A 25,590-nucleotide genomic window follows, 5' to 3' on the forward strand; every position below is an offset into this window, starting at 1 on the left:
CGGCAGCGCCCACCGCGAGGCGGGAAGTGTGACTGTTGACACACCGGCGCCCCGCCGATACGTTGGAAAGCGCATTCCCGCCGCGTCCGAGGAGATCCCGTGCCAGCCCAGACCGCTCCTGCCCCGACCGCCGAACCCCGCCGGGCGGACGCCCACGGGAAGGTCCCCGTCCGGATCTGCCTGGTGGGGATCGGGGGCTTCGGGGAGCGGCACCTGGCGAACATCCGCCGGCTCGAGGAGGAGGGCGGCGTCCGGCTCGTCGCGGCCGTCGACCGGCGCGCCGACGACGGGGCGCTCGGGGCCGACGTGCCGATGTTCGGCGACCTGGAGCAGCTGCGGGCCGCAGGACTCGACGTCGACGTGGTGGTGGTCTCCACCCCGATCGACACCCACTTCGACCTCGCCCTGACGGCCCTGGACCTGGGGGCCGACGTCCTGCTCGAGAAACCGCCGGTGGCCAACCTCGAGCAGTTCCATCGCCTCCTCGGCGCCGCCGAGGAGGCGGACCGTCTCGTCCAGGTGGGCTTCCAGAGCATCGGCTCCCACGCGCTGGGGCTCATCGACCGGCTGCTGGCGAGCGGGGAGATCGGGCGGCTGCGCGCCGTGGGCGCCACGGGCCTGTGGTCCCGGGACACCGGCTACTTCACCCGCTCCCCCTGGGCCGGCCGGCGCCGCATCGGCGGTGTGGACGTGGTGGACGGGGTGGTCACGAACCCCCTCGCCCACGCCGTCATGACCGCCCTGCACATCGCCGGGGCGCGGAGCGCCGAGGACGTCGCACAGCTGCGCACCGAGCTGTACCGCGCCAACGCGATCGAGTCGGACGACACCTCGGTGGTCCGGGTCCGCACCGCGTCCGGCGTCCCCGTCACGTGCGCCCTGACGCTGTGCGCCGCCGAGCAGCAGGACCCCTTCATCACCGTCGAGGGCACCGAGGGCCGGGCGGTCCTGCACTACACCCGCGACGAGCTGACCGTCTCCGGGCCGGAGGGCACGCGGACCGTCAGCTCCGGGCGCACCAACCTGCTGGAGAACCTGATCGCCGCCCGCCGCGACGGCGCCGCGCTGCTCTGCCCCCTGGCCGCCACGGGCGCCTTCATGCGGGTGCTCGACGCCGTGCGCACCGCCCCGGACCCCGTGCCGATCGACCCCGAGCACGTGCGGTGGCTCGAGGAGGGCGGGACCCGCCGCGCCGTCCTGCCCGGGGTCGAGGACTGGGCGGCCCGCGCGGTCGCGGCGCAGTCCGGCTTCACGGGGATCGGGGCGCCGTGGGCGGTCCCCGCCGCGACCGGCGAGCGCTTCGTGGTGGCGGGCCGCGAGGTCGCCCGGGTCCGCACGGGCGAGGGCATCGCCCCGACCTCCTCGCCGCGCCCGTTCCTGCACCCGGTCCGCACCCTCGGCGGCGTCACCGTCACGGACCAGCAGCCGCTGGACCACGTCTGGCACCTGGGCGTGAGCACCGCCCTGCAGGACGTGGACGGCCTCAACTTCTGGGGCGGGCGCACCTACACCCGCGAGGACCAGCGGTACGTGTGGCGGGACGACCACGGCCGTGTCCGCCGCGTCGCGGCCCACGCCACGGACACCCGGCTGGACGAGGAGCTGTCCTGGGCCGGCCCGGACGGCACCGCGGTCCTGGCCGAGGAGCGCCGCTGGACCTTCCGCCCCGTGACCGAGCACGCCTGGGAGCTCGGTCTGCGCTTCCGCCTCTCCCCGGCCGGGAACCGCCCCGTGCAGCTGGGCAGCCCGGGGGCCAACGGGCGCGCCGGCGGCGGCTACGGCGGGTTCTTCTGGCGCCTGCCGGCCTGCACGGACGCGGACGTGTTCACCGCGGCCGCCGCGGGCGAGGACGCCGTGCACGGAAGCGTGTCCCCGTGGCTGGCCTTCTCCGCCGAGTTCGCCGGGCGCCCCGCCACGCTCGTCCTGCGCCACGGAGGGCCGTCGGCCGACCCGTGGTTCGTCCGCGTCTCGGGCTATCCGGGGGTGGGCCTCGCGCCGGCCTGGGACGCCCCGGTGACCACCGGCCCGGAGGCCCCGCTCGAGCGGGCGGTGCACGTCCTCGTGGTGGACGGCCGCCTGGACGCCACCGGGGTGCAGGCCCTGCTCGACGCTGCCGCCGAGAGCCGCGGCCCGGCCGAGAGCCCCGGCGCGTGAGCTCCTCGGGCGCCGATCGGCCGGAGAAGCGGCGCCGGGTCCTGCGCGTGCTCCAGGAGCACGGCGCGGACGCCGTGCTCCTGGAGAGCGCCACGGCGGTGTCCTGGTACCTCGACGGGGCCCGCGTGCACGTCTCCCTCGCCGGCCCGCCGGTGGCGTCCGTGCTGGTGCACCAGGACGGGGACGAGGTGGTGACCTCCGCCAGCGAGGCGGCCCGGCTGACGGCCGAGGAGCTGCCCGACGACGTCCGCCTGCACGAGCTGCCGTGGCACGCCGCCCCGGCCGCCCCGGAGAGCTGGTTCCCCGCCGCCCGCTCGATGGCGGTGCTCGCCGAGGACTGTCTCGCGGCCCCGCTCCGGGCCGCCCGCGCGTCCCTGCTGCCCGGGGAGACGCTGCGCTACGAGGCCCTGTGCCGGGTCGCCGCCGCCGTGCTCACGGACGTGCTGAGCCGGGCCACCCCGCACAGCACCGAGCGGGAGGTCGCCGCCGAGCTGTCCGCCGGGCTGGTGCGGCGCGGCGCGGAGCCGATCGTGCTGCTGTGCAGCGGCGCGCAGCGGCTGGCGCACCGCCACCCCCTGCCGACCGCGGCCCCGCTGGGGCGGCGGGCGATGGCCGTGGTCTGCGCCCGCCGCGGCGGGCTGATCGCCAACGTGACCCGCTGGGTCCGCTTCGGTCCCGCCACCGCGCAGGAGGCCGACGCGGAGGCGGGGATCGCGGAGGTCGAGGCCGACGTCCTGGACGCCCTGCGCCCCGGGCTGCCGCTCGCGGACGTGCTCCCGGTCCTCCAGCAGGCCTATCCGCGCCACGGCTTCGACGCCGGGGAGTGGACCCGGCACCACCAGGGCGGCCCCGCCGGCTACGCGGGCCGCGATCCGCGGCTGGTCCCCGGTGTCCCGGACCGGGTGCACGAGCACCAGGCCTTCGCGTGGAACCCCTCCGCCCCCGGCGCGAAGATCGAGGACACCGTGCTGCTGGGCGCCGGCGGGCCTCGGCCGCTGTCGGTGGACCCCCGCTGGCCGGTCGTCCGGGTGCGCGGCCGGGACCGCCCCGCCACGCTCGAGCGCTGAACGGCGCCGGGCCGTGGCCGGCCGGCCGCGGCCCGGGAGACGCCGATGACCGGCGCCGCGGTGCGCGAGGGGCAGGCGCCGTTGCCTCCTGCGGCCGCCTCCACTAGATTGTGCTGACAGTCACACGACTGCCGCCATCGACGCGCAGCGGGAGAGACCCGCTCGGCCACACCGATCGGGCGCCGTAGGAGCAATTCCTCCCCGGGAAACTCTCAGGCCCAAGCACCGCCGCGCCGAGGCACCTCTGGAAAGTAGCGTGGCCTGGTCCGCGCTCGCCGACGGAGCAAGCCGCACCCCCTCCGGGTGCGGCGGAAACTCTCAGGCCGTGCAACAGATCGGGGAGGAACCCGCAGACCGCGCGAGCCCACCGCGCAGAAGCCCGGAGTTCCTCGATGACGACCACCTCGGCCCGCCGCGACCGCACCGGGGCGCGCCCGTGCCGCCGGAGGCGTCCGCGGGGACACCGCCTCCGTTGGAGGCCGACCCGTCCGCGGCGAGATCTCCCCGGAGAACCCGCCGTCGTCCCCCGAGCGCATGTCGCGGACGCCGCCGGTGGGCCCGTGCGAGTCACGCCCGGTCCGGTGCGGCAGCCGCCGCCGGCCGTCGTCCAGCAGGGGAGCCGGGCCGCAGCGCAGCGGCCGACGCCCTCCCGTCATCCCGTCCACCCCGTCCCGGGGCCGCCACTCTGTTCTGGAGCACCACCATGGCCATCAGCGTCTTCGATCTGTTCACCGTGGGCATCGGCCCCTCGAGCTCGCACACCGTCGGGCCCATGCGCGCCGCCCGCCGCTTCGCCGGGACCCTGGTCGCCCAGGACCTCCTGGAGCGCACCGCCGACCTGCGCGTGGACGTCTACGGGTCGCTGTCCGCCACCGGTCGCGGCCACGGCACGTTCACCGCGATCCTGCTGGGTCTGGAGGGCTACGACCCGGAGCAGGTCCGCCCCGACGAGGTGGAGGAGCGGCTGGCCGACATCGCCGGCACCGGGAGGCTGCGGCTGTGCGCGGCCCTCGGGCACCGCAGGGACCTCCGCTACGGCGTCGCGGACATGGTGCAGCACCCGCTGACCGTGCTGGAGCGGCACACCAACGGCATGCGCTTCCAGGCGCTCGACGCGGACGGAACCGTGCTCGCCGGCGAGACCTGGTTCTCCGTGGGCGGCGGGTTCATCGTCCGGGAGGGCGAGGAGGACACCGCCGCGGCCGAGTTGGAGGCCGCCAGCGCACAGGTGCCCCACCCCTTCCGCACCGCCCGGGAGCTGCTGGGCCACTGCGCGGGCACCGGCCGGCCGATCAGCGAGGTGATGCTGGCCAACGAGCGGACGTGGCGCCGTGAGGACGAGATCCGGGAGCAGCTGCTGCACATCTGGGCCGTGATGGAGGAGTGCAAGGACTCCAGCCTCCGGCGCACGGGCCCGCTGCCCGGAGGGCTGGACGTCGCCCGCCGCGCCCCGGAGTGGCACCGGCGGCTGCGCACCGAGGACCCGGACCGGGACCCGGGCTTCTGGCCGGAGTGGGTGAACCTCGTGGCCCTGGCGGTCAACGAGGAGAACGCCTCCGGCGGCCGGGTGGTCACCGCCCCCACCAACGGGGCGGCCGGCATCATCCCGGCGGTGCTGTTCTACGCCACCCACTACTCCCCCGCGGCCCGGGCTGCCGCCGCCGAGGGCCCGGAGGCGCTCGAGGCCGCCCGGCAGGACCTCGTGGTCCGGTTCCTGCTCACGGCCGGGGCGGTCGGGGTGCTCTACAAGGAGCAGGCCTCGATCTCCGGGGCCGAGGTCGGCTGCCAGGGCGAGGTGGGGTCCGCCTCCTCGATGGCCGCCGCCGGCCTGGCGGAGGTCCTCGGCGGCACGCCCGCCCAGGTGGAGAACGCCGCCGAGATCGCCATGGAGCACAACCTCGGGCTGACCTGCGACCCGATCGGCGGCCTGGTGCAGATCCCGTGCATCGAGCGCAACGCGATCGCCGCGGCCAAGGCCATCAACGCCGCCAAGATGGCCATGTGGGGGGACGGCACGCACCGGGTCAGCCTCGACCAGGTCATCGTGACGATGCGCGAGACCGGCAAGGACATGAGCCACAAGTACAAGGAGACCGCCCTGGGCGGACTCGCCGTCAACGTCGTGGAGTGCTGACCCGCCCCCCGTCCCGCGGCGGAGGGACCGCCCGCGCGGCCTCCCCGCCGCGCCGGCCGCCGCGAACCGCCCGGGCGGGCACGTCGTCCGTGGTCGGCACGTCATCAAGGGGCACACTGTGCCCCGGACTGGACAAAGGTCTAGCCTCGTGCCGAGGAGGTTTGCAGATGAGAATGACCTTGGCGGACGTGGTGGCCGCTCTCGGCGTGCTGATGACGGCCCCCGCGATGGCCGGCATGGGACTCACGCTCCTCGGGGGCCGGGCCCCGTACGACCTGCTCGTCGGCACGGTGGTGCTCGGCGTCGTCCTCACGATCGCCGGTCTGGTGCCCCGCTTCGAGCAGCACCGGCTCGGCTGGGCGAGCCAGACGGACGCGCTGCTGCGGGCCCGGCAGCAGGCCCGGCGCACCCCCGACGCCCCCGGTGACCAGGGGCCGGCGGGGTCAGACCGCGGCCTCCTGCAGGGCGGGCAGCGCCTGCTGCCGCAGCGCCAGGCCGAGTCCGGGGCGGTCCAGGAGCTCCAGCCGTGACCCCGTGACGCGCACCGGGGACGGCCCGGCCAGGACGCCGAGATCGGCGAACCCCGCGTCCTCGACCACCTCCACCATGGTCGGCTCCGCGAGGGTCAGCGCCAGCTGCCCCGAGAGCTCCGGCAGCAGGTGGGGGGCGATCCCCACGTTGTGGGTGCGGGCGAGCTCCACGATCCGCCGGAAGGGAGTGATGCCGCCCACCCGTACGATGTTCGGCTGGACGATGTCCACGGCCCCGGCGGCGATGAAGTCCCGGAACCGGTAGACGTTGTGCAGGTTCTCCCCGAGCGCGATGGGCACGCAGCTGAACCGTCGCAGCTGGCGGTAGCCCTCGAGGTCGTCCGCGCGCAGCGGCTCCTCCAGCCACGAGGGCGCGAAGGGCTCCAGCGCGTCCAGGGCCCGGCGGGCCGTGGGCAGGTCCCAGCGCTGGTTGGCGTCGATCATCAGGCCGCGGTCGGGGCCGAGCAGCTCGCGCACGGCGGCCACGCGCTCGACGTCCTCGCGCAGGTCGGGCCGGCCCACCTTGATCTTGACGGCGCCGAAGCCCGCGGCGACCCAGCGGCGCACCTGCTCCCGCAGCTCGTCGAGCTCGTAGTGCAGGTTCACGCCGGAGCCGTAGACGGCCACGTCCTGCTGCCGCCGGCCCAGCAGCGCGGGCACGGACAGGCCGGCCCGCCGGGCCCGCAGGTCCCACAGGGCCAGGTCGATCCCCGCGAGGGCGATGCCGGTGAGCCCCGTGCCGCCCTCGTGCAGGAACTTCCAGGCGTCGTCCCACAGCACCTCCGGGTGCTCGTCACGGCCGCGGACGAAGGCGGCGAGGTCGTCGTCGAGCAGCGCCTGCACGGCGCGCGCCCCGATGGTCGGGGTCCAGGAGAAGCCGGTGCCGGTGGCGCCGTCGTCGGCCACGACCGTGACGGCGATCAGGTGGTTGCGCGGGGCCTCGGGGCCCCAGCTGCGCAGCAGCCGGGCAGTGATCAGCTCGGTGTGCACGGCGGCGATGCTCATGCGGTGTCCTTCCCGTGCCGCCCAGCGCCGGCGAGCTCCCCGGAGGCCGGGTCACCGGCGTCCTCGCGGAGCTCGGTGCGCCAGGAGCGCGCCGGCTCCCAGCCCAGCTCCTCGCGGGCCTTGTCGATGCTGAAGGCCGGCGCCGTCCCGGTCAGGCCCGCGGCGAGCTCCTCGCTGCCGGGGACGAACTGCGGGATCAGCTCCGCCAGCGGGCGCCGGGCCAGGGCGTCGGCGGCGCCCACGAAGAAGGTGTCCCCGTTGCGGACGGCGCCCATCCCCTCGAGCAGCGCCTCGAGGAAGGTGGTGACGTCCCGGGCGTCCACGTAGTTGAACAGCGCCGGCGCGGCCAGCGCCGGGTCGTCCAGGCGCTCGCGCACGGTGTGCCCCTGCTGGGTCGGCGCGCCGGCCCACTCCTCGGGGGCGATCACGTAGCAGGGGCGGAAGGAGGCGTAGCGCACGCTCCCGCCGCGGGCCGCGGCGAACATCTGCGCGACCTGCTCGGCGACGTGCTTGGACAGCCCGTAGGCGTGCCACGGCCGCGGCGGGGTGTCCTCGGTCAGCGGGAGGGCGGGCGGCAGCCAGCCGGCCGGGGAGCCGTAGCCCAGCACGGTGGGGCTGCTGGCCATCACGATCCGGCGGGCCCCGGCCTCGGTGGCGGCCTCGGCCACGGTGTGGGCGATCACGGCGTTGGTCTGCAGGATGACGTGCTCGGGGGCGCTGAAGGGCACGGCGATGGCCGCGAGGTTGACCACCGCGTCCGGGCGCGCCGCGCGCATCAGCGCGAGCGTGGCCCCGGGGTCGGTGAGCTCGGCGGCCCGGTGCTCGACGGCCCGGTGCGCGGCCGCCCGCTGCGCCTCGGGCGGCAGGGCGCGGTCGACGCTGACGACGTCGTAGCCGGCCTCCGCCAGCCCGGCGACGACGCTGCGCCCGAGCCGGCCGGACCCGCCGGTGACCACCACCCGGGTCATGCCGGGACTCCGCTGCGCCGGTCCGCGGCGGTGCTGCCGAGGTCCAGGTCGGTGATCCGCACCGGTGCGCCCGTCTCGAGGGAGCGGTTGCCGGCGATGCCCACGGACACGGCCGCCACGCCGTCGCGGTAGCCGGAGGGCCGGCCGTAAGGGTCCTCCCCCGGTCCCCGGAACACGTCGGCGAGCAGGAGCCGGTCCCCGCCGCCGTGGCTGCCGGAGCCGTTGCGGACGGGCACCTCCTCGGCGGTCCCCCAGTGCCGCTGGACGACCAACCGCTCGCCGCGCCGCCGGGCCCCGCCCTGCTCCGCCCCGGCCGTGACCGAGGGGTCCACCGGGGTCCCGCCGGCGGCGGGCAGCACGGCCGCGCGCTCCACGACCTCCAGCTCGGCCCGGCCCTCGGTGCCGTTGACGGCCACCCGGTAGCCCTCCCAGGGCGAGTGGGCGTTGAGGGAGTAGGAGAGGGTGGCGCCGCGGGCGTAGTCGACCACGAGCGCGAGGTTGTCCTCGATGGTGATCCCGTCGGAGAACACGTCCTGGTCCCGGCGGTAGCCGTCGTGGTGCTGGTGGTCGAGGTAGAGCCGGCTGAGCCGCTCGTCGGAGCGCAGGTCCAGGGCGAAGGGGTCGCCGTCCGGCCCGGCGGGGCGGAGGACGCCGGCCCGCGCGCGGGCCTCGGCGTTGTCCCGCCCGTAGAAGCGGAGGCCGCCGGAGGCGTAGACCCGCTCCGGGGCGTCGGCCAGCCACCAGTTGACGAGGTCGAAGTGGTGGGAGGACTTGTGCACCAGCAGCCCGCCGGAGTTCTGCTTCTGCCGGTGCCAGCGGCGGAAGTAGTCGGCGCCGTGGACGGTGTCCAGCACCCAGCTGAAGTCCACGGAGGTGACCGTGCCGAGCGCCCCGGACTGCACGACGTCCTTGAGCGCGGTGTTGCGCGGGGAGTAGCGGTAGTTGAACGTGACCACCACGTGCCGGCCCGTCTCCTCCACGGCCGCGGTGACGCGGCGGCAGCCCTCCGCGTCGATGGTCAGGGGCTTCTCGACGACGGCGTCCGCGCCGGCGCGCAGGGTCTCGCAGATGTAGTCGGCGTGGGTGGCGTCGGGGGTGGTGATCACGACCCGGTCGATGGCCTGCTCGCGGATCGTGCGGGTGAGCGCCGCGGGGTCGAAAACCTGGACCGGCACTCCTGCGGTCTCCTCGACCAGCCGGCGGTAGTGCTCGGCCCGCCCGGGGTTGCTGTCGCCCACCGCCACCAGCTCGGCGACGTCGGCGTGGTCGTCCAGCAGCGAGCGGAGGTACATCTCGCACCGGTGGCCGGTGCCGACCAGGAGGTAGCGGGTCCGCCCCTCCCGCGGTGCCGTGCCGTCCGGGCCGGTGGGGTCTGCGCTGCGCATCGAGTGCTCCTTCTGCTGGGGTGGGTGGTCTTCGGTGGGGCTCCGTGCCGGCGGTCCCGGCGGCACGGAGCCCGGGCGGGTCACTTGATGCCGGTGGTGGCGATGCCCTTGACGAGGAACTTCTGTCCCACGAGGAAGGCGATGAACACCGGCAGCAGGGACACGATCGACATCGCGAACAGCGAGCCCCAGGAGGACTCCCCGGTGGCGTCCACGAAGGCGCGCAGCGCCACCGGGACGGTGAACATGTTCGGGTCGGTCAGGTAGATCAGGGCGCTGAAGAAGTCGTTCCAGGTCCAGATGAACGTGAAGATCGTGGTGGTGGCCAGGGCCGGGACCATCATCGGCAGGATGATCTGCCCGAAGATCCGGGCGTGGCCGGCGCCGTCGATCCGGGCCGCCTCATCCATGTCCCGCGGGATGCCGCGGATGAACTGGACCATGAGGAAGACGAAGAACGCGTCCGTGGCGAGCAGCTTCGGCACGATCAGCGGCCAGAAGGTGTTCACCCACCCGATCTGCGAGAACATGATGTACTGCGGCACGATCACCACGTGGAACGGCAGCATGATCGTGAGGAGCATCAGGGCGAAGGCCGGCTTCTTGAACCGGAACTCCAGCCGGGCGAAGGCGTAGGCGGCCATCGAGCAGGAGACCAGGTTGCCCACGATGCACCCCAGCACCACGACCGCGGAGTTGAACAGGTACACGCTGAACGGGCTGGACAGGGCGGTCCACCCGTCCGTGTAGTTGGCGCTTTCGAAGGTCTCGAGCAGGATGCCCGGCTCGCGGAAGATGATGTCGTTGGGGCGCAGGGAGCTGGCCAGCATCCACAGCAGCGGATAGATCATCACCCCGCCGGTGAGGATCAGCGCCAGGTGCTTGAGCAGGGAGCGGATCCGCCCCCGGGCGCCGGGGCCGCGGGACCGGCGGTTCGCCGCGCCCTCCGGCGGGGCCGGGACGGCGTCCTGCTCGGCCGTCGGGGCGGGGTCGTAGGCGATTGTCGAGTTAGTCATCGTAGAACACCCAATACTTAGACGCGATGAAGTTCAGAGCGGTGAACGCCCCGATGATGACGAGCAGCAGCCAGGCCATGGCCGCGGCGTAGCCCATGTCGAACTGGCCGAAGCCGGTCTGGTAGAGGTACAGCGTGAAGAACATCGTCGAGTCGGAGGGTCCTCCCCGGCCGCCGGAGACGATGAAGGCCTGGGTGAAGGACTGGAACGCCTGGATGATCTGCAGCACCAGGTTGAAGAAGATGATGGGGCTCAGCAGGGGCAGCGTGATCCGGAGGAACTGCGTGACCTTGCCGGCGCCGTCGATGGAGGCCGCCTCGTAGTACATGGTGGGGATCTGCCGCAGGCCCGCCAGGAAGATGATCATCGGGGCCCCGAAGGTCCACACGTGCAGCAGGATGATGCTGCCGAGGGCCGTGCGGGGGTCCGAGATCCACCCGATGCCCTCGATGCCGACGAGGGCCAGCACCTGGTTGACCAGCCCGCTGGTCCCGAACAGCTGCTTCCACAGGATCGCGATCGCCACGGAGGCGCCGAGCAGGGACGGCAGGTAGAAGACCGAGCGGTAGAACGCCAGGCCGCGCAGACCCCGGTCCAGGACCATGGCGATCGCCAGGGCGAGCGCCAGCTGCAGCGGGACCCCCACGAACACGTAGGTGAAGGTCACCTTCAAGGAGTTGTGCAGCCGCGCGTCCTCGAGCATCCGGGAGAAGTTCTCCAGGCCGATCCAGTCCGGGGAGCGCATCAGGTTGTAGTCGGTGAAGGAGAGGTAGAGCGACATCAGCATGGGGCCGAGGGTGATGACCACGAGCCCCACGATCCAGGGCGCCAGGAACACCGCCGCCGCCTTGTTGTCCCGCCGGTCGGCGCGGGATCCCTGCCGGCCGGCCGCCGCGCGCTTCCCGCGGCCCCCGGGCAGGCCCTTCCGGGTGATCTCCTCGACGGCGCTCATACCGGGACCGCCCCTCGGCGCAGCCGCGGCCGGGAGGCCCAGAGCGGCTCGGTGTGGATGTGCCTCGTTGTCATCGGTCTCTCCTCGGAACGGGTGGGAAAGCGTTTTCCACGTCTGCATTGCCCTCAAGGCTAGAGGTCGCACAGTGTGACGTCAACCACAATGGCGGATGGATCCGGTCATGTCGTCGTGCGTCCGGACCGGCGCGTCGCCCCCGCCCCGGGACGGCGCGCGGTCGAGCTGCCGGAGGGCCGCGGCCACGGCCGGCCCCGCGTAGTGGCTCGCCCGCGCCCGGGCCGCGTCCTCGGAGGGGGCGACGTCCACGAGGGACGCGGCGGCCCCGACGCCGGCCTCGCGCAGCTGCCGGGCGGACAGGGACAGCCGCCCGGCGACCGCCACGACGGGGATGCCCCGGGCCGCGGCCAGCGCCGCGGCGGCCAGCGGCGCCTTACCCTGCAGCGACTGCTCGTCCAGCGAGCCCTCCCCGACCAGCAGCAGGTCGGCCCCCCGCAGGCGCTCCTCGAGACCCACGAGCGCGGCCACGAGCTCGAAGCCCCCCTCCAGCACGGCGGGCGTCAGGGCCAGGAAGCCGGACGGGAATCCGCCGACGGCTCCCGCGCCCGGGACCCGGAAGGGCCGGGTCCCGGGCGTGCCGGCCAGCAGGGCGGCCCAGCGCCGCCCGGATCAGCTGGCCGCAGCCGTAGCTGTGCGCCGCACGGGCCGTGGCCGGGCTCGGCCGGACCTGGTCGAGCCCGGCGGCCTCGGCGGACTCGACCACCGCGGTGGTGCTGCCGTCCTCGGCCGTGCGCAGCGCCCAGCGCGCCCGCACGCGGGACCCGAGCGCGCCCCGGACCGGCGTCCGGCGCAGCTGCGCACCGGCCGCCACGGCGGCGTCCACCGTGCCCTCGCCGCCGTCGGCGAGCGGGACCGTGCTGATCCGGGCCCCGGGCCAGTGCCGCCGGACCCCGGCCGCGAGGGCCTCGGCCGCCTCGGGGGCCGTGAGCGTGCCCTTGAACTTGTCCGGCGCCACGACCACCCGGGGGCGTCCGCCGTCCTCAGGCGGGGGCACGAGCGGGCTCGCCCGTCAGGGACGGCAGCACGAGGGACGCCCAGCGCTGCTTCATCACGGCGAGCGTGACGTCGGCGTCCTGGTCGAAGATCTCCTGGTTGAAGATCTCCACCTCCACCGGGCCCGTGTAGCCCGCGGCGGCGACCCAGCGGCCGATCGTGGCGAAGTCGATCACCCCGTCGCCCATCATCCCGCGGGAGAGGAGGGCGTCGGCGGCGATCGGCAGGTTGAAGTCGCACACCTGGTAGGACGCCAGCCGGCCCTCGGCCCCGGCCCGGGCGATCTGCGCCTCCAGCTCGGGGTCCCACCACACGTGGAAGGTGTCGACCACCACGCCCACGGCCTCCGGGGGATGGGGGGCGGCGTAGTTCAGCGCCTGTTTCAGGGTGGAGAGCACGGCCCGGTCCGCGGCGTACATGGGGTGCAGCGCCTCGAGCACCAGGCGGACCCCGTGCTCCCGGGCGAAGGGCACGAGCTCGGCCAGCCGGTCGGCCACGCGGGCGCGGGCGGCCGCCAGGTCCTTGTCGCCGCGGTCGCCGGTGCCGCCGAGGACGTGGGCGGCGGCGGGCAGACCGCCGACGACCATGATCAGCTCGCCGGTGCCCAGGGCCGCGGCCTCGCGGATCGCGGCCCGGTTGTCCTCGAGGGCCGCCCGCTGCCCCGCCTCGTCGGCCGCCGTGAGGAAGCCGCCCCGGCAGAGGCTGGAGACCTGCAGGCCGGCGCGGGAGATCATCCGCGCCGCCTCCTCCAGGCCGGCCTCGGCCACGCGGTCGCGCCACACGCCGATGTGCCCGAGCCCGGCCCGGGCCGTGGCGTCGACGGCCTGCTGCAGGCTCAGCCGTCGGGTGGTGCCCGTGTTCAGCGACAGCTGGAAGTCCGCGCTCACGCCGCACCTCCCGTGCCGCCGGCGGGGACCAGGGCCGGGGCCCCGGCTCCGGCGACGTCCAGGAAGGCGTCCATCCGCCGGGCCGCCAGCTCGGGGTCGAGCAGCAGCCCGGCGCGGTCGGCCAGCTCGAAGACCCGCACGAGGTGCGGCACCGAGCGCCCGGAGTGGAGACCGCCGACCATCTGGTAGCCGGGCTGGTGCCCGTTGAGCCAGGAGAGGAAGGCGATGCCGGACTTGTAGTAGAAGGTCGGGGCGCCGAAGACGTGGCGCCCGAGGGCCTCCGTGGAGTCGAGGATCGCCCGCGCCCGGTCCGGCTGCCCGGCGTCGTAGGCCTGCAGCGCGGTGGAGGCGGCCGGGTAGATGCCGGCGAAGATGCCCAGCAGGGCGTCGGAGTGCCGAGTGCCGTCGCCGTGGACGAGCTCGGGGTAGTTGAAGTCGTCCCCGGTGTACAGGCGGACCCCGTCCGGCAGCGCCGCCCGCAGCCGGGTCTCGTGCCCGGCGTCCAGCAGGGAGACCTTGACGCCGTCGACCTTCTCCGGGCGGGACCGGATCAGCTGCAGGAACGTCTCCGTGGCGGTCTCGACCTCCTCGCTGCCCCAGTACCCGGTGAGGGCCGGGTCGAACATCGTGCCGAGCCAGTGCAGGACCACCGGGTGCCGGACCTCGTCGAGCAGGCCGGTGTAGACCCGCAGGTAGTCCTCCGCGCCGCGCGCCGCGCGGACCAGCGCCCGGGAGGCCATCAGCACGACCTTGGCCCCGGCGCCCTCCACGACCGCCAGCTGCTCGCGGTAGGCGGCCTCGACGGCCTGCAGCCCGGCTTCGCCCGGGACGATCCCGGCCGGGTCCAGCTGGTCCGTGCCGGCTCCGCACGCGATGAGGTCGCGCACCGTGCGGCCCCGCAGGCCGGCGTGCCCGGCGGTCAGCGCGGCGGCCGCCTCGGCGGTGGAGCGGCGGATCAGCTCCTGGGTGGCAGGCCAGTCCAGGCCCATGCCCCGCTGGGCGGTGTCCATGGCGTCGGCCACGCCCAGCCCGTAGGACCAGACGTCGTGGCGGAAGCCCAGGGTCGCGTCCCAGTCCAGCTGCGCCGGCGCCCCGGGGGTGTTGTCCCCGAGGACGTGCGGGACGACGTGCGCCGCGGCATAGGCCCTGCGCGAGCCGATCGGGGCCTGCGGGCGGGTCCAGGCCCCCGGTTCGGAGAGCACGTGCTCGGTGCGGGAGCCGGTGCCGTCCGGCAGGTGCACGGCGGTCACCGGAGCGCTCCGGCGGTCTCGGGGTCCGCCGCCCGGTCCGCGTCCTCGCCGGCCTCCGGGGTGAGCTCCAGCTCCGGGATGTCGACGGTGCGGCGCTCGGCCGAGGACTGCAGGCCCAGCTCCGCGAGCTGGACGCCGCGGGCGGCCGAGAGCAGACCGAAGCGGTGCTCGCGCCCGGCGACGACGTCGGCGAGGAACTCCTCCCACTGCGCCTTGAAGCCGTTGTCCAGCTCGGCGTTGGCGGGCACCTCCAGCCACTGGTCCCGGAAGGACTCGGTGACGGGCAGGTCCGGGTTCCACACCGGCTTGGGCGTGTGGGCGCGCTGCTGGGCCACGCACTTGGTCAGCCCGGCGACGGCCGAGCCGTGCGTGCCGTCCACCTGGAACTCCACGAGCTCGTCGCGGTACACGCGCACGGCCCAGGAGGAGTTGATCTGCGCGATCACGGGGTCCCCGGCGGGCGTCTCGCACTCGAAGACGCCGTAGGCGGCGTCGTCGGCGGTGGCCGGGTACTCGTGGCCCTGCTCGTCCCAGCGGGCGGGGATGTGCGTCACCGCCGTGGAGGTGACCGACCGCACCGGGCCCACGATCCCCTCCAGGACGTAGTTCCAGTGGCAGTACATGTCCGTGGTCATCGAGCCCCCGTCCTCGCGCCGGTAGTTCCACGAGGGGCGCTGGGCCTCCTGGTGCTCGCCCTCGAAGACCCAGTAGCCGAACTCCCCGCGCACGGAGAGGATCCGGCCGAAGAAGCCCTCGTCCACCAGCCGGCGCAGCTTCACCAGCCCGGGCAGGTAGAGCTTGTCGTGGACCACCCCGGCGGTCACCCCGCTCTCCCGGCCGACGCGCGCGAGCTCCACGGCCTCCCGCAGCGTCTCGGCGGTCGGCTTCTCGGTGAACACGTGCTTGCCGGCGGACATGGCCTTCCGGAGGGTGCTCGCTCGCAGGCTGGTCATGGAGGCGTCGAAGACGATGTCCACCGTGGGGTCGGCGATGAGGGCGTCGAGATCGGTGCTCCAGTGCTCGACCCCGTGCCGGCGGGCCAGCTCCTCGAGCTTCGCGGCGCTGCGGCCCACGAGGATCGGCTCGACGGTGACGCGGCTGCCGTCGGGCAGCGTGATCCCGCCCTGGTCCCGGATGGGCAGGATCGAGCGCAGCAGGTGCTGCCGGTAGCCCATGCGGCCGGTGACGCCGTTCATGGCGATGCGTAGGACTCGGGGTTGGGACATCGTCCACTCCAAACGGTTGGGAGATTTGCAGGAAAGCGCTTTCCACTCTAGAGTTGCTCCAGTGTGACTGTCAACACATTCCCGGCGCGGACTTCACGACCGGTGACACCAGAGGCCCGACGGCAGCGGGGAGGAAGCAGGACCGCACGATGAGCGCAGTGACCCTGTCCCAGGTGGCGCGGGAGGCCGGGGTGTCCCTGGCCACCGCCTCCCGGGTGCTCAACGGCTCGGACCGGCGGCCGGCGGAGGAGATCGCGGAGCGCGTGCGCCTGGCCGCGGAGACGCTCGGCTACGTGGCCAACGCGCAGGCCCAGGCGCTGGCCCGCTCCACCACCGGGCTCGTCGGGCTCGTGGTGCACGACATCGCCGACCCCTACTTCTCCTCGATCGCCAAGGGGGTGCAGCGCCGGGCCCGGACCCACCGGCACCAGCTGCTGCTGGCCGCCACCAGCGGCACCGACCAGCTCGACGCGGTGTCCGCCTTCGCGGCCCACCGCACCGACGCCATCATCATGGCCGGCTCACGCCGGGAGAGCATCGACCCGCGGCTGCTCGCGGAGCTCGAGCGCTACCAGAAGAACGGCGGCCGCGTGGTGACCATCGGCCAGGACTGGCTGGAGGGCGCCGGGGCGGTCACGATCGACAACCGCAGCGCGGGGATGGACCTGACCGGCATGCTGGTGGCGGCCGGGCGGACCCGGTTCGCCTTCCTCGGCGGACCGGACGATCTGACCACGGCGGCCGAGCGGCGCGCGGGGTTCCGGGCGGCCCTGACCAGGGCGGGGCTGACGGCCGAGGTGGAGACCGTGCACGGCTTCGACAGCGAGGGCGGCTACGAGTCGGTCCGCGACCTCGTGGGGCGCCTCGGTGCCGAGGGCCTGCGCGGGCTCGCGCTCGTCGCCGCCAACGACGTCATGGCGCTCGGCGCGATCGCGGCCCTGCGGCACGCGGGGCTGCACGTGCCGCAGGACCTCTGGGTGGCCGGGTTCGACGACATCCCGAACCTGCGGGACTTCTCCCCGGCGCTGACCACGGTCCGCTTCCCGCTGGAGGAGATCGGGGAGACGGCCGCGGACATCGCGCTCAGCGGCGACGCCCCCCGGGTGGAGCACGTCGTGGGCGAGCTCGTGCAGCGCGAGAGCGCCTGACCCGGGGAACGGACGAGGTGCCGCTGCCGGCACGGGCCGGCAGCGGCACCTCGGGGGCGGCCGCGGGTGCTCAGAGGTGCGCGTCGGGGGCCTTGACGGCCAGGACCGGGCGGTCGGCCTGCAGCAGGATCCGCTGGGCGTGGGAGCCCATGATGAACTTGCCCACCTGCGTGCGCTGGCGCAGCCCGATGACGATCCGGGAGACGTCGTGCTCGCGGGCCAGGTCGAGGATCTCCTCGGCCAGGTCGCTGCGGTGGGACGGCTGCAGGACGGTGCAGGCCACCCCGGCGGCGGCCGCCGCGTCCGTGACGCGCCGGAGGTCGTCGTCGGAGGCCACGGTCGGGTCCGCCAGGGCGCCCTCCCGGACCGAGTTGACGACCAGCAGCGGCTCCTCGCGGAGGCGGGCCTCCTCGACGGCCGCCCGGAGAGCGGCCTCTCCGACGGGGGTGGGGACGTAACCAACGAGGATGCTCATGCGTTCTCCTTGACGGGGGTGCGGTCGGCGTCGTCGGCGGACTCCGCGGAGGAACCCGGGGACCGACGGCGCCGCACGGCGGACTGGACGAGGGGCAGAACGGCGACCAGCACGAACAGCAGCAGCAGGGTCGCCGAGATGGGCCGGGTGAAGAACCCGCTGGCGTCCCCCTCGAAGACCAGCAGGGACCGGCGCAGGTTGGACTCGAGCAGGGAGCCGAGGACGAAGGCCAGCACCAGCGGGCCCGGTTCGAACCCGTACTTCTTCATGAGGTAGCCGACCGCGCCGAACACGACCACCAGCATGACGTCGAACATCGAGTTGTTGATGGTGTAGGCGCCCAGCATCGTGATGAGGACCGTGATGGGCGCCAGGATGGCGCCCCGGACCCGCAGGATGCGCACGAAGATCCCGATCAGCGGGATCGACATGATCAGCAGCAGGATGTTGCCGATGTACATCGAGTTGACGACGCCCCAGAACAGCTCCGGGTCCTGCTGGACGAGCTGCGGGCCGGGCGTGACGCCCTGGATCAGCAGGGCGCCGAACATCAGGGCCATCGTGGCGTTGGCCGGGATGCCCAGGGTTAGCAGCGGGATGAAGGAGCTGGTGGCCGCGGCGTTGTTGGCCGTCTCGGGCCCGGCGACGCCCTCGACCGCCCCCCGACCGAACCGCTCGGGCTGCTTGGCGCGCTTCTTCTCCATCGCGTAGGCGGCCATCGAGGAGATCGTGGCGCCGCCGCCGGGGAGGATGCCGAGGAAGAAGCCCAGGACGGACCCGCGGCCGATGGCCCCGGAGGACTGCTTGAGGTCGGCCCGGGAGGGCCAGACGTTCGAGACCTTGTCGGGGGCCTTGGCTGCCCGGTGGCGCTCCTCCAGGTTGTGCAGGATCTCGCCGAGGCCGAACAGGCCCATCGCGACGGGCACGAAGTCGATGCCGTCGGCGAGGTTGAGGTTGCCGAAGGTCAGCCGCTCGGCCCCGGTGAAGACGTCCCGGCCCACCGTGGCCAGCAGCAGCCCGAAGCAGGCGGCGATGAGCGCCTTGGCCTTGTTGCCGTTGCTGATGGTCGCCACCAGCAGGATCCCGAGCAGGGCCAGGGCCGTGTACTCGGGCGGGCCGAAGTCGAGGGCGAAGCCGGCCACCACCGGGGCGAGGAACGTCAGGCCGACGATGGCGACGGTGCCGCCGATGAAGGACCCGATCGCGGCGATGCCCAGGGCGGTGCCGGCTCGGCCCTGCTTGGCCATCATGTAGCCGTCGAAGACCGTGACCACGGAGCTGGCCTCCCCGGGCAGCCGGAGCAGCACCGAGGTGATCGTGCCGCCGTACTGGGCGCCGTAGAAGATGCCGGCGAGCATGATGATCGCCGTGACCGGTTCGATGCCGTAGGTCAGCGGCAGCAGGATGGCGATGGTCGCGGCCGGGCCGAGGCCCGGCAGCACGCCGATCAGCATGCCGATGACCACGCCCAGCAGGCAGTACAGGAGGTTGGTCGGCTGGAGGACGACGCCGAAGCCGTCCAGGGCGGGTTGCAGGAAGTCCATGCGGGAGCCTTTGGTCGGTGGCCGCCGGGAGCGGCGGCCGTCAGAACAGGTGCGGGATCGACGTGCCGAGGGCAGTGATGAAGACGAGGTAGAACGCGACGACGACGAGCACGGAGTAAAGGGTCGCCGCCCGCCACGTCTCACCGCCCAGGAACTTCATCCAGACGAAGGACAGGAGCAGGGAGGGGATCTCGAACCCGATCACGGGCATGAGCAGCACCAGCCCGACCAGCGTCACGAAGCCGTAGACGGCCAGCAGCGACTCCCGGGTGAACTTCTCGCCCTCGCCCCCGCGCCGCCCCGTGACGAGGTGGCTCAGGCCGATCACCACGGCCACCACGCTGACCAGGAACGGCCACATGCCGGGGGCCGGCTGCTGCGGGGTGCCCAGCCCCATGCCCAGGGACAGCAGCGCCGCCGCGGCGGCGAGCGCCGTGACCGCCAGTGTCGACCCGAGCGCCGCGGCCCGTCCGCCGGGCGGGGGCCCTTCGGCCTCCCACTCGGCGGCGAGCTGCTCCGGGGTGAGGTCCTCGGCGGCGGCGTCCGCGTCGACCAGGACCTCGGTGACCTGGGGGCGGTCGTCGATACGGGGATCTTTCATGGGAACGCTCCTGGGTGTGGTGGTCGACATGGCGGCGCGGAGGTCCTTCCTACTCGGCGAGGGAGATGTCGTACTCCTCGACGAGCTGCTGGTAGCGGTCGGCGAGCTCGGTCCACTCCTGCTCGACCTCCTCACCGGAGACCTCCCACGGGGTGAGCAGGTTCTGCTCGTTGAAGTCCTGGTAGGTCTCCGAGGCCACGGCGGCGTCGAAGGCCTCGACGAGCCGCGCCTTCACGTCGTCCGGGAGCCCCTCGGGGGCGGCCACGGCCCGGTACTGGGAGACCGGCACGTCGTAGCCGGACTCCACCGCGGTGGGCACGTCGGGCAGGAACTCGTTGCGGTCCTCGGAGAACACCACGATGGGCGTCACCTCACCGGCGTCGATCTGCGGCTTCGCCTCGCCCAGCTGGACGGTGGCGACCTGCACCTGGTCGCCGAGCACGGCGGTCAGCGCCGGGGCGCCGGAGTCGAAGGGCACCTCGGTGCCGGTGATGTCGGCCTGGGCGAACAGCACGGTCTGGGCGAGCTGGGAGCCCGTGCCCACGCCGGTGGTGCCGTAGCTGAAGGAGCCGGAGGCGTTCTTCACGTCGTCGAGGTTCTCGAAGCCGGACTCGCTGCTGGCCACCATGACGTAGTCGTCCTGGGAGAGGCCCTTGAGCACCTCGAGGTCGTCCAGGGACACGGCTTCCTCCTCGCCCACGGCGAGGGGGGTGATGGTGATCAGCGAGGCGTTGAGCAGGACCAGGTTCTGCCCGTCGGGCGCCGTGCCGGCGACCTCCTGGGTGGCGAGGGCGCCGTTGGCGCCGGGCTGGTTGACGACCGGCATCGGGACGCCGAGGTCCACCGCGGCGGCGTCGGCCACGGCACGGGCGATGAGGTCGGTGGAGCCGCCCGCCGCCTGGCCGACGGTCAGGGTGATGGGCTCCGAGGGGAACTCCTCGCCGGCGCCGGCGGACCCGCCGCCGACGTTGCCCCCGCACGCGGTGAGGGCGAGCAACGAGGTCGCCGCGGTCGCGCCGACCAGGACCTGGCGCAGCGATGTCTTCTTCATGGGAGCTCCTGACACTGGGAAGGACGGGGCGCTCCGGCGGAGTCGCCGGGGGCGCAGTGCTGTGAGTGCAGTCACAGGCGATGTGAGACTTGAGACTAGGAAGAGACTACGATGCGTGTCCAAGCCCATTCGTGCATTGAGTAATACCCGAAGGACATGATGTTCACTCTTGACCAGGCGCGGAGTTTCATTGCCGTCGCGGAGGAGCTGCACTTCGGCCGCGCGGCGGCGCGGCTCAACATGACCCAGCCCCCGCTGAGCCGGCAGATCCAGAAGCTGGAGAAGACGCTGGGCGTGGAGCTCCTGGAGCGGGACAACCGTCGCGTGGCCCTCACCGCCGCCGGACGGGCGTTCCTGGTGGAGTCGCGCAAGCTGGTGGTCGCGGCCGACCGGGCCCCGCTGCTGGCGCGCCGGATCGCCGCCGGGCGGTCGGGGGTGCTGCGCATCGGCTTCACGGCCGCCTCCGGCTTCAGCCTGCTCGGCCCGCTGCTGAGCGAGATCGAGCAGGTGCTGCCGGACGTCGACGTCGATCTGCAGGAGCTGGTGACGAGCGAGCAGCTGCACGCCCTCCAGGACGGGGACCTCGACCTCGGACTGGCCCGGCCGCCCTTCGACACGGAGGTCTTCGAGTCGCAGCTGCTGCTCGCCGAGGACCTGCTCGTGGCCGTTCCGGCCGACCACCCCCTGACCGCGCTCAAGCACCCCGTCACCTCGGCCGATCTCAAGGACCTGCCGCTGATCATGCACTCCCCCACCAAGGCGCGGTACTTCTACGACCACGTGGTGCGACTCGTGGAGGTGGAGCACCGCAACGTCGTCCACACCGTCAGCCAGGTCCTCACCATGGTCGCGCTCGTGGCCGCCGGACGTGGGCTCGCCTTCGTCCCCGAGTCCGCCCGCCTCCTGGGCATCCCCGGTGTTGCCTATCTCCGGCTCTCGAGCAGCTCCTCGGACTCGGTGGAGCTGCACGCCCTGTGGGACCGCCAGTCCCGCAACCCTGCCCTGCACCACCTGCTCGAGCTGCTGCGCACGCAGCTGCACTGAGCACGTCCCTCAATACCCTGGTGGCATCAGACCATTCACAAATGGGCTTGGACAGGCATCGACGCCCCTTCCTAGGGTGAGACGTGATTCCCGGGCACTCCGCCCCCACGCCTGACACGAAGGACGACGACCGTGGCTCAGCACACTCCGCAGGAACTCGCCGCTCGGCTCAAGGACGGCCTGCTGTCCTTCCCCGTGACCGCGTTCGACGCCGACCTGCTCTTCGACGAGCACACCTACCGCCAGCACCTGGCCTGGCAGGCCTCCTACCCCGTGGCCGGGCTCTTCGCCGCCGGCGGCACCGGGGAGGGCTTCTCCCTCACCGTGGAGGAGACCGCCACCGTGGTGGCCGCGGCCGTGGCCGAGGTCGGGGACACCGTCCCGGTGCTCGCCCCGGCCGCCGGCAACACCGCCCAGGCCATCCGCAACGCCACCGACGCCGCCGCCGCCGGGGCCGAGGGCCTGCTGCTGCTGCCGCCCTACCTCACCGAGGCCGACCAGGAGGGCCTGCTCGCCCACGCCAGCGCGGTGTGCGCGGCCACCGACCTGGGCGTGATCGCCTACAACCGGGCCAACGCCGTCTACTCCGCCGAGACCATCGCCCGGCTGGCCGAACGGCACGAGAACTTCATCGGGTTCAAGGACGGCATCGGCGACATCGAGCACCTCACCAAGGTCTACGCCGCCAACGGGGACCGGCTGTTCTACCTCGGCGGGCTGCCCACCGCCGAGACCTTCGCCCTGCCGCTGCTGCAGCTGGGGATGAGCACCTACTCCTCGGCGATGTACAACTTCGTCCCGGAGTTCGCCCTGGCCTTCTACGCCGACGTGCGCGCCCAGGACCGGGCGGCGGTGACCGAGAAGCTCAACCGGTTCGTGCTGCCCTACCTGCAGATCCGCGACCGGGCCAAGGGCTACGGGGTGTCGATCATCAAGGGCGGGCTCAAGGCCGTGGGCCGCGACGCCGGCGGGGTCCGCCCCCCGCTGCAGGACCTCACCGCCACCGACCTCGCCGACCTCAAGACCCTCATCGAGACCAGCAGCGCCACGACCTCGGGCACCAGCCTCCAGCGGGCCTGAGGCCCCGGCCGAGCCCCGTCCACCCGACCGCAGCACAGACAGCGAAGGAAATCCATGTCCGTGAGCACCCAGACCACCACCCTGTCCGGCCACTCGATCATCGCGGGCCGGGAGACCCCCGGCAACGCGGGCACCACCCACGGCATCGACCCGGCGACCAACGCCGAGCTCGGGCCGGCCTACACCCTGATCGACGAGGCCCAGCTCGCCGAGGCCACGGCCGCGGCCGAGCAGGCCTTCGAGTCCTTCAGCAGCCTCGACCCGGAGACCCACGCGAGCTTCCTCGAGAAGATCGCCGCCAACATCGAGGCCGCCGGCCCGGAGCTGGTGGACCGCGCCTCGACGGAGACCGGGCTGCCGAAGCCGCGCCTGCAGGGCGAGCTGGCGCGCACCACCGGCCAGCTGCGGCTCTTCGCCCGCGTCGTGCGCCAGGGCGACCACCGCGGCGTGCGCATCGAGCCGGCCCTGCCGGAGCGCACCCCGCTGCCCCGCCCGGACCTGCGCCAGCGCAAGGTGCCCCTCGGCCCGGTGGCCGTCTTCGGCGCCAGCAACTTCCCCTTCGCCTTCTCCACGGCCGGCGGTGACACGGCGTCGGCGCTGGCCGCGGGGTGCCCCGTGATCTTCAAGGCCCACAACGCCCACCCCGGCACCGGCGAGATCGTGGGCCGCGCCCTGACCGAGGCCGTGCGCGAGGCCGGCCTGCACCCCGGCGTCTTCTCCCTGGTCTACGGCCCCGGCGCGAGCATCGGCCAGGCCCTGGCCAAGGACCCCGCCGTCAAGGCCGTCGGCTTCACCGGGTCCCGCGGTGCGGGCACCGCGCTCATGGCCACGGCCGCCGCCCGCCCGGAGCCGATCCCCGTCTACGCGGAGATGAGCTCCATCAACCCGGTCTTCCTCTTCGACTCCGCCCTGGAGGGCGACGCCGACGAGTTCGCCCGCGCCTACGTCACCTCCCTGACCGGCTCCTCCGGGCAGCTGTGCACCAACCCGGGCCTGCTGTTCGTCCCCGCGGGTCCCGCCGGGGACGCGTTCCTCGCCGCCGTGGACCGGGCGCTGGCCGGCGCCGAGGGCGCGACCATGCTCACCCCGGGCATCGCCCGCTCGTGCCAGGAGGGCATCGACGCCCTTGCCGCGCAGGACGGGGTCGAGGTCGTGGCCCGGGGCCAGGAGGGATCCACCGAGAACGCCCCGGCCCCCGTGGTCTTCGGCACGCAGGTCCCCACCTTCCTGTCCAACCCCGTGCTGCAGGAGGAGATCTTCGGCGCCTCCTCCCTGGTGATCCGCTACGGGTCCGCCGAGGAGCTGGTGGCCGCCGCCCGCCGCATGGAGGGCCAGCTCACCGCGAGCCTGTTCCTCTCCGAGGAGGACTTCCCCACCGCCGCCCCGCTGCTGCCGGTGCTCGAGCGCAAGGTCGGGCGGATCCTCGCCAACGGCTGGCCGACCGGCGTCGACGTGGGCGAGGCCATGGTCCACGGCGGCCCGTTCCCGGCGACCTCCGACTCGCGGACCACCTCCGTGGGCACCCTGGCGATCGAGCGGTTCCTGCGCCCGGTGGCCTACCAGAACATCCCCGACGCCCTGCTGCCCGCCCCGGTGCAGGCCGCCAACCCCTGGCAGCTCAACCGGCGGGTCGACGGCCGCATCCAGCTGGCCAGCAACTCCGCGGGCGAGCAGGCATGAGCACCCAGCCGACCGTCGCCCGGGTGGAGGTCGTGCCGGTCGCCGGGCACGACTCCATGCTGCTGAACCTCTCCGGCGCCCACGGCCCCTTCTTCACCCGCAACGTCGTGATCGTGACGGACTCGGACGGGCGGACCGGCCTGGGCGAGGTGCCCGGCGGGGAGAAGATCCGCGCCACGATCGAGGAGGCCGGGTCCCTGATCACCGGGGAGCCGGTGGCCCTCTTCCGCACCCTGCTGCGCCGGATCGCCACGACGTTCGCCGACCGCGACGCCGGGGGCCGGGGGCTGCAGACCTTCGACCTGCGCACCACGGTGCACGCGGTGACCGGCGTCGAGTCCGCGCTGCTGGACCTGCACGGGCAGTTCCTGGGCGTGCCCGTGGCGGAGCTGCTCGGGGACGGCCGGCAGCGGGACGCCGTGCCGATGCTGGGCTACCTGTTCTTCGTGGGCGACCCGGACAGCACCGACCTGCCCTATCTGCGGGAGCCGGACGGCGCGGACGCCTGGGCGCGGGTGCGCCGGGAGCAGGCCATGACCCCGGAGGCGGTGGTGCGCCTGGCCGAGGCCTCGAAGGAGCGCTACGGCTTCACGGACTTCAAGCTCAAGGGCGGCGTCCAGGCCGGGGACGTGGAGGTCGACGCCGTCACGGCGATCAAGGAGCGCTTCCCCGAGGCGCGGGTGACCCTGGACCCCAACGGCGGCTGGCTCCTGGAGGAGGCGGTCCGGCTGGGCCGGCGGATGCAGGGCGTCGTCGCCTACGCGGAGGACCCGTGCGGGGCCGAGGGCCGGTTCTCGGGCCGCGAGGTGATGGCGGAGTTCCGGCGGGCCACGGGGCTGCGCACGGCCACGAACATGATCGCCACCGACTGGCGGGAGATGTCCCACGCGGTGCGGTCCAACGCCGTGGACATCCCCCTGGCGGACCCGCACTTCTGGACGATGGCCGGGTCCGTGCGCGTGGCGCAGCTGTGCCACGAGTTCGGCCTGACGTGGGGCTCCCACTCGAACAACCACTTCGACATCTCGCTGGCCATGTTCACCCACGTGGGCGCGGCGGCCCCCGGGGAGATCACCGCGCTGGACACCCACTGGATCTGGCAGGACGGCCAGGGCCTCACCCAGGAGCCGCTGCGCATCCGGGACGGCGCGATCGAGGTCCCGGCCGCCCCGGGTCTCGGCGTGGCGCTGGACCGCGAGCGCCTGGCGGAGGCGCACGAGCTCTACCTCGAGCACGGCCTCGGCGCCCGCGACGACGCCGCGGCCATGCAGTACCTGATCGAGGGCTGGAGCTTCGACCCCAAGCGGCCCTGCCTGGTCCGCTGA

Annotated in this window: 22 protein-coding genes, 1 pseudogene and 1 riboswitch; of the genes and pseudogenes, 9 read left to right on the plus strand and 14 right to left on the minus strand. The window is 73.7% G+C overall.

The window, feature by feature from the left end; translation table 11 throughout:
• Positions 1 to 99: 99 nt before the first annotated feature.
• From ABL57_RS08840 to ABL57_RS08855, 4 genes are all read left to right on the plus strand, one after another.
• Positions 100 to 2,154 carry a DUF6807 family protein gene (locus tag ABL57_RS08840; protein WP_047803097.1) on the plus strand — a complete coding sequence of 685 codons (2,055 nt, stop codon included), beginning with the start codon at positions 100 to 102 and terminating at the stop codon, positions 2,152 to 2,154.
• A complete protein-coding gene (locus ABL57_RS08845) occupies positions 2,151 to 3,221 on the plus strand; it encodes a Xaa-Pro peptidase family protein (RefSeq protein WP_047803098.1) in 1,071 nt (356 codons plus the stop codon). Before ABL57_RS08840 ends, ABL57_RS08845 begins: the two co-directional genes overlap by 4 nt.
• 138 nt (positions 3,222 to 3,359) lie before the next feature.
• Positions 3,360 to 3,459: riboswitch (glycine riboswitch) on the plus strand.
• 465 nt (positions 3,460 to 3,924) lie between these two features.
• Positions 3,925 to 5,355 (plus strand): L-serine ammonia-lyase, encoded by a 1,431-nt coding sequence (locus ABL57_RS08850; protein WP_047803099.1) that lies wholly within the window; start codon positions 3,925 to 3,927, stop codon positions 5,353 to 5,355.
• 167 nt (positions 5,356 to 5,522) lie between these two features.
• Positions 5,523 to 5,885, plus strand: a complete 363-nt coding sequence (locus ABL57_RS08855) for a hypothetical protein (RefSeq protein WP_139318461.1) — start codon at positions 5,523 to 5,525, stop codon at positions 5,883 to 5,885.
• Here ABL57_RS08855 and ABL57_RS08860 read toward each other — a convergent pair.
• The 10 genes and pseudogenes from ABL57_RS08860 to ABL57_RS08900 form a co-directional block, all read right to left on the minus strand.
• A complete protein-coding gene (locus tag ABL57_RS08860) occupies positions 5,799 to 6,890 on the minus strand; it encodes a mandelate racemase/muconate lactonizing enzyme family protein (protein ID WP_047803101.1) in 1,092 nt (363 codons plus the stop codon). The genes ABL57_RS08855 and ABL57_RS08860 overlap by 87 nt on opposite strands.
• Positions 6,887 to 7,858, minus strand: a complete 972-nt coding sequence (locus ABL57_RS08865; protein ID WP_047803102.1) for an NAD(P)-dependent oxidoreductase — start codon at positions 7,856 to 7,858, stop codon at positions 6,887 to 6,889. The genes ABL57_RS08860 and ABL57_RS08865 overlap by 4 nt, the downstream gene beginning before the upstream one ends.
• Complete coding sequence (locus tag ABL57_RS08870) at positions 7,855 to 9,243, minus strand: Gfo/Idh/MocA family protein (RefSeq protein WP_047803103.1); 1,389 nt, start codon at positions 9,241 to 9,243, stop codon at positions 7,855 to 7,857. The genes ABL57_RS08865 and ABL57_RS08870 overlap by 4 nt, the downstream gene beginning before the upstream one ends.
• An 80-nt stretch (positions 9,244 to 9,323) precedes the next feature.
• On the minus strand, positions 9,324 to 10,259 hold the full coding sequence (locus ABL57_RS08875) for a carbohydrate ABC transporter permease (RefSeq protein ID WP_047803104.1): 936 nt from the start codon (positions 10,257 to 10,259) through the stop codon (positions 9,324 to 9,326).
• On the minus strand, positions 10,252 to 11,211 hold the full coding sequence (locus ABL57_RS08880) for a carbohydrate ABC transporter permease (RefSeq protein ID WP_047803105.1): 960 nt from the start codon (positions 11,209 to 11,211) through the stop codon (positions 10,252 to 10,254). The genes ABL57_RS08875 and ABL57_RS08880 overlap by 8 nt, the downstream gene beginning before the upstream one ends.
• A 153-nt stretch (positions 11,212 to 11,364) precedes the next feature.
• The gene (locus tag ABL57_RS22980) at positions 11,365 to 11,874 is read right to left on the minus strand and encodes a glycerate kinase (protein ID WP_371212470.1); all 510 of its coding nucleotides are present in this window, start codon (positions 11,872 to 11,874) and stop codon (positions 11,365 to 11,367) included.
• Between the two features lie 61 nt (positions 11,875 to 11,935).
• Positions 11,936 to 12,280 (minus strand): annotated as a pseudogene (locus tag ABL57_RS22985) (glycerate kinase); the annotation flags it as partial.
• Positions 12,267 to 13,166, minus strand: a complete 900-nt coding sequence (locus tag ABL57_RS08890) for a sugar phosphate isomerase/epimerase (RefSeq protein ID WP_047803106.1) — start codon at positions 13,164 to 13,166, stop codon at positions 12,267 to 12,269. The gene ABL57_RS08890 and the pseudogene ABL57_RS22985, both read right to left, overlap by 14 nt.
• On the minus strand, positions 13,163 to 14,416 hold the full coding sequence (locus ABL57_RS08895; RefSeq protein ID WP_047803107.1) for a dihydrodipicolinate synthase family protein: 1,254 nt from the start codon (positions 14,414 to 14,416) through the stop codon (positions 13,163 to 13,165). Before ABL57_RS08895 ends, ABL57_RS08890 begins: the two co-directional genes overlap by 4 nt.
• The gene (locus ABL57_RS08900; protein WP_047803108.1) at positions 14,413 to 15,642 is read right to left on the minus strand and encodes a Gfo/Idh/MocA family protein; all 1,230 of its coding nucleotides are present in this window, start codon (positions 15,640 to 15,642) and stop codon (positions 14,413 to 14,415) included. Before ABL57_RS08900 ends, ABL57_RS08895 begins: the two co-directional genes overlap by 4 nt.
• 149 nt (positions 15,643 to 15,791) lie before the next feature.
• Between ABL57_RS08900 and ABL57_RS08905 the strand changes: the two genes are divergently transcribed.
• Positions 15,792 to 16,790 (plus strand): LacI family DNA-binding transcriptional regulator, encoded by a 999-nt coding sequence (locus tag ABL57_RS08905; RefSeq protein ID WP_047803109.1) that lies wholly within the window; start codon positions 15,792 to 15,794, stop codon positions 16,788 to 16,790.
• 70 nt (positions 16,791 to 16,860) lie between these two features.
• Here the strand turns inward: ABL57_RS08905 and ABL57_RS08910 are convergent, their stop codons facing one another.
• Genes ABL57_RS08910 through ABL57_RS08925 form a run of 4 tightly spaced genes read right to left on the minus strand, consistent with a single transcriptional unit; the run spans position 16,861 to position 20,461 of the window.
• Positions 16,861 to 17,265 carry a universal stress protein gene (locus ABL57_RS08910; protein WP_047803110.1) on the minus strand — a complete coding sequence of 135 codons (405 nt, stop codon included), beginning with the start codon at positions 17,263 to 17,265 and terminating at the stop codon, positions 16,861 to 16,863.
• Entirely contained in the window at positions 17,262 to 18,809 is a 1,548-nt protein-coding gene (locus ABL57_RS08915) for a tripartite tricarboxylate transporter permease (protein ID WP_047803111.1), read from the minus strand. Before ABL57_RS08915 ends, ABL57_RS08910 begins: the two co-directional genes overlap by 4 nt.
• A gap of 40 nt (positions 18,810 to 18,849) precedes the next feature.
• On the minus strand, positions 18,850 to 19,410 hold the full coding sequence (locus ABL57_RS08920) for a tripartite tricarboxylate transporter TctB family protein (RefSeq protein ID WP_047803112.1): 561 nt from the start codon (positions 19,408 to 19,410) through the stop codon (positions 18,850 to 18,852).
• 49 nt (positions 19,411 to 19,459) lie between these two features.
• Positions 19,460 to 20,461 carry a tripartite tricarboxylate transporter substrate binding protein gene (locus ABL57_RS08925; protein WP_047803113.1) on the minus strand — a complete coding sequence of 334 codons (1,002 nt, stop codon included), beginning with the start codon at positions 20,459 to 20,461 and terminating at the stop codon, positions 19,460 to 19,462.
• A gap of 159 nt (positions 20,462 to 20,620) precedes the next feature.
• Between ABL57_RS08925 and ABL57_RS08930 the strand changes: the two genes are divergently transcribed.
• From ABL57_RS08930 to ABL57_RS08945, 4 genes are all read left to right on the plus strand, one after another.
• Positions 20,621 to 21,505 carry a LysR family transcriptional regulator gene (locus ABL57_RS08930; RefSeq protein ID WP_047803114.1) on the plus strand — a complete coding sequence of 295 codons (885 nt, stop codon included), beginning with the start codon at positions 20,621 to 20,623 and terminating at the stop codon, positions 21,503 to 21,505.
• A 132-nt stretch (positions 21,506 to 21,637) separates the two neighbouring features.
• Positions 21,638 to 22,585, plus strand: a complete 948-nt coding sequence (gene kdgD, locus ABL57_RS08935; protein ID WP_047803115.1) for a 5-dehydro-4-deoxyglucarate dehydratase — start codon at positions 21,638 to 21,640, stop codon at positions 22,583 to 22,585.
• A 54-nt stretch (positions 22,586 to 22,639) separates the two neighbouring features.
• Entirely contained in the window at positions 22,640 to 24,265 is a 1,626-nt protein-coding gene (locus tag ABL57_RS08940) for an aldehyde dehydrogenase (NADP(+)) (RefSeq protein WP_047803116.1), read from the plus strand.
• On the plus strand, positions 24,262 to 25,590 hold the full coding sequence (locus tag ABL57_RS08945; protein ID WP_047803117.1) for an enolase C-terminal domain-like protein: 1,329 nt from the start codon (positions 24,262 to 24,264) through the stop codon (positions 25,588 to 25,590). The genes ABL57_RS08940 and ABL57_RS08945 overlap by 4 nt, the downstream gene beginning before the upstream one ends.

Origin of the sequence: Kocuria sp. SM24M-10 (assembly GCF_001027955.1) — a bacterium.
In the GTDB taxonomy this organism is placed as follows: Bacteria; Actinomycetota; Actinomycetes; order Actinomycetales; family Micrococcaceae; genus Kocuria; species Kocuria oceani.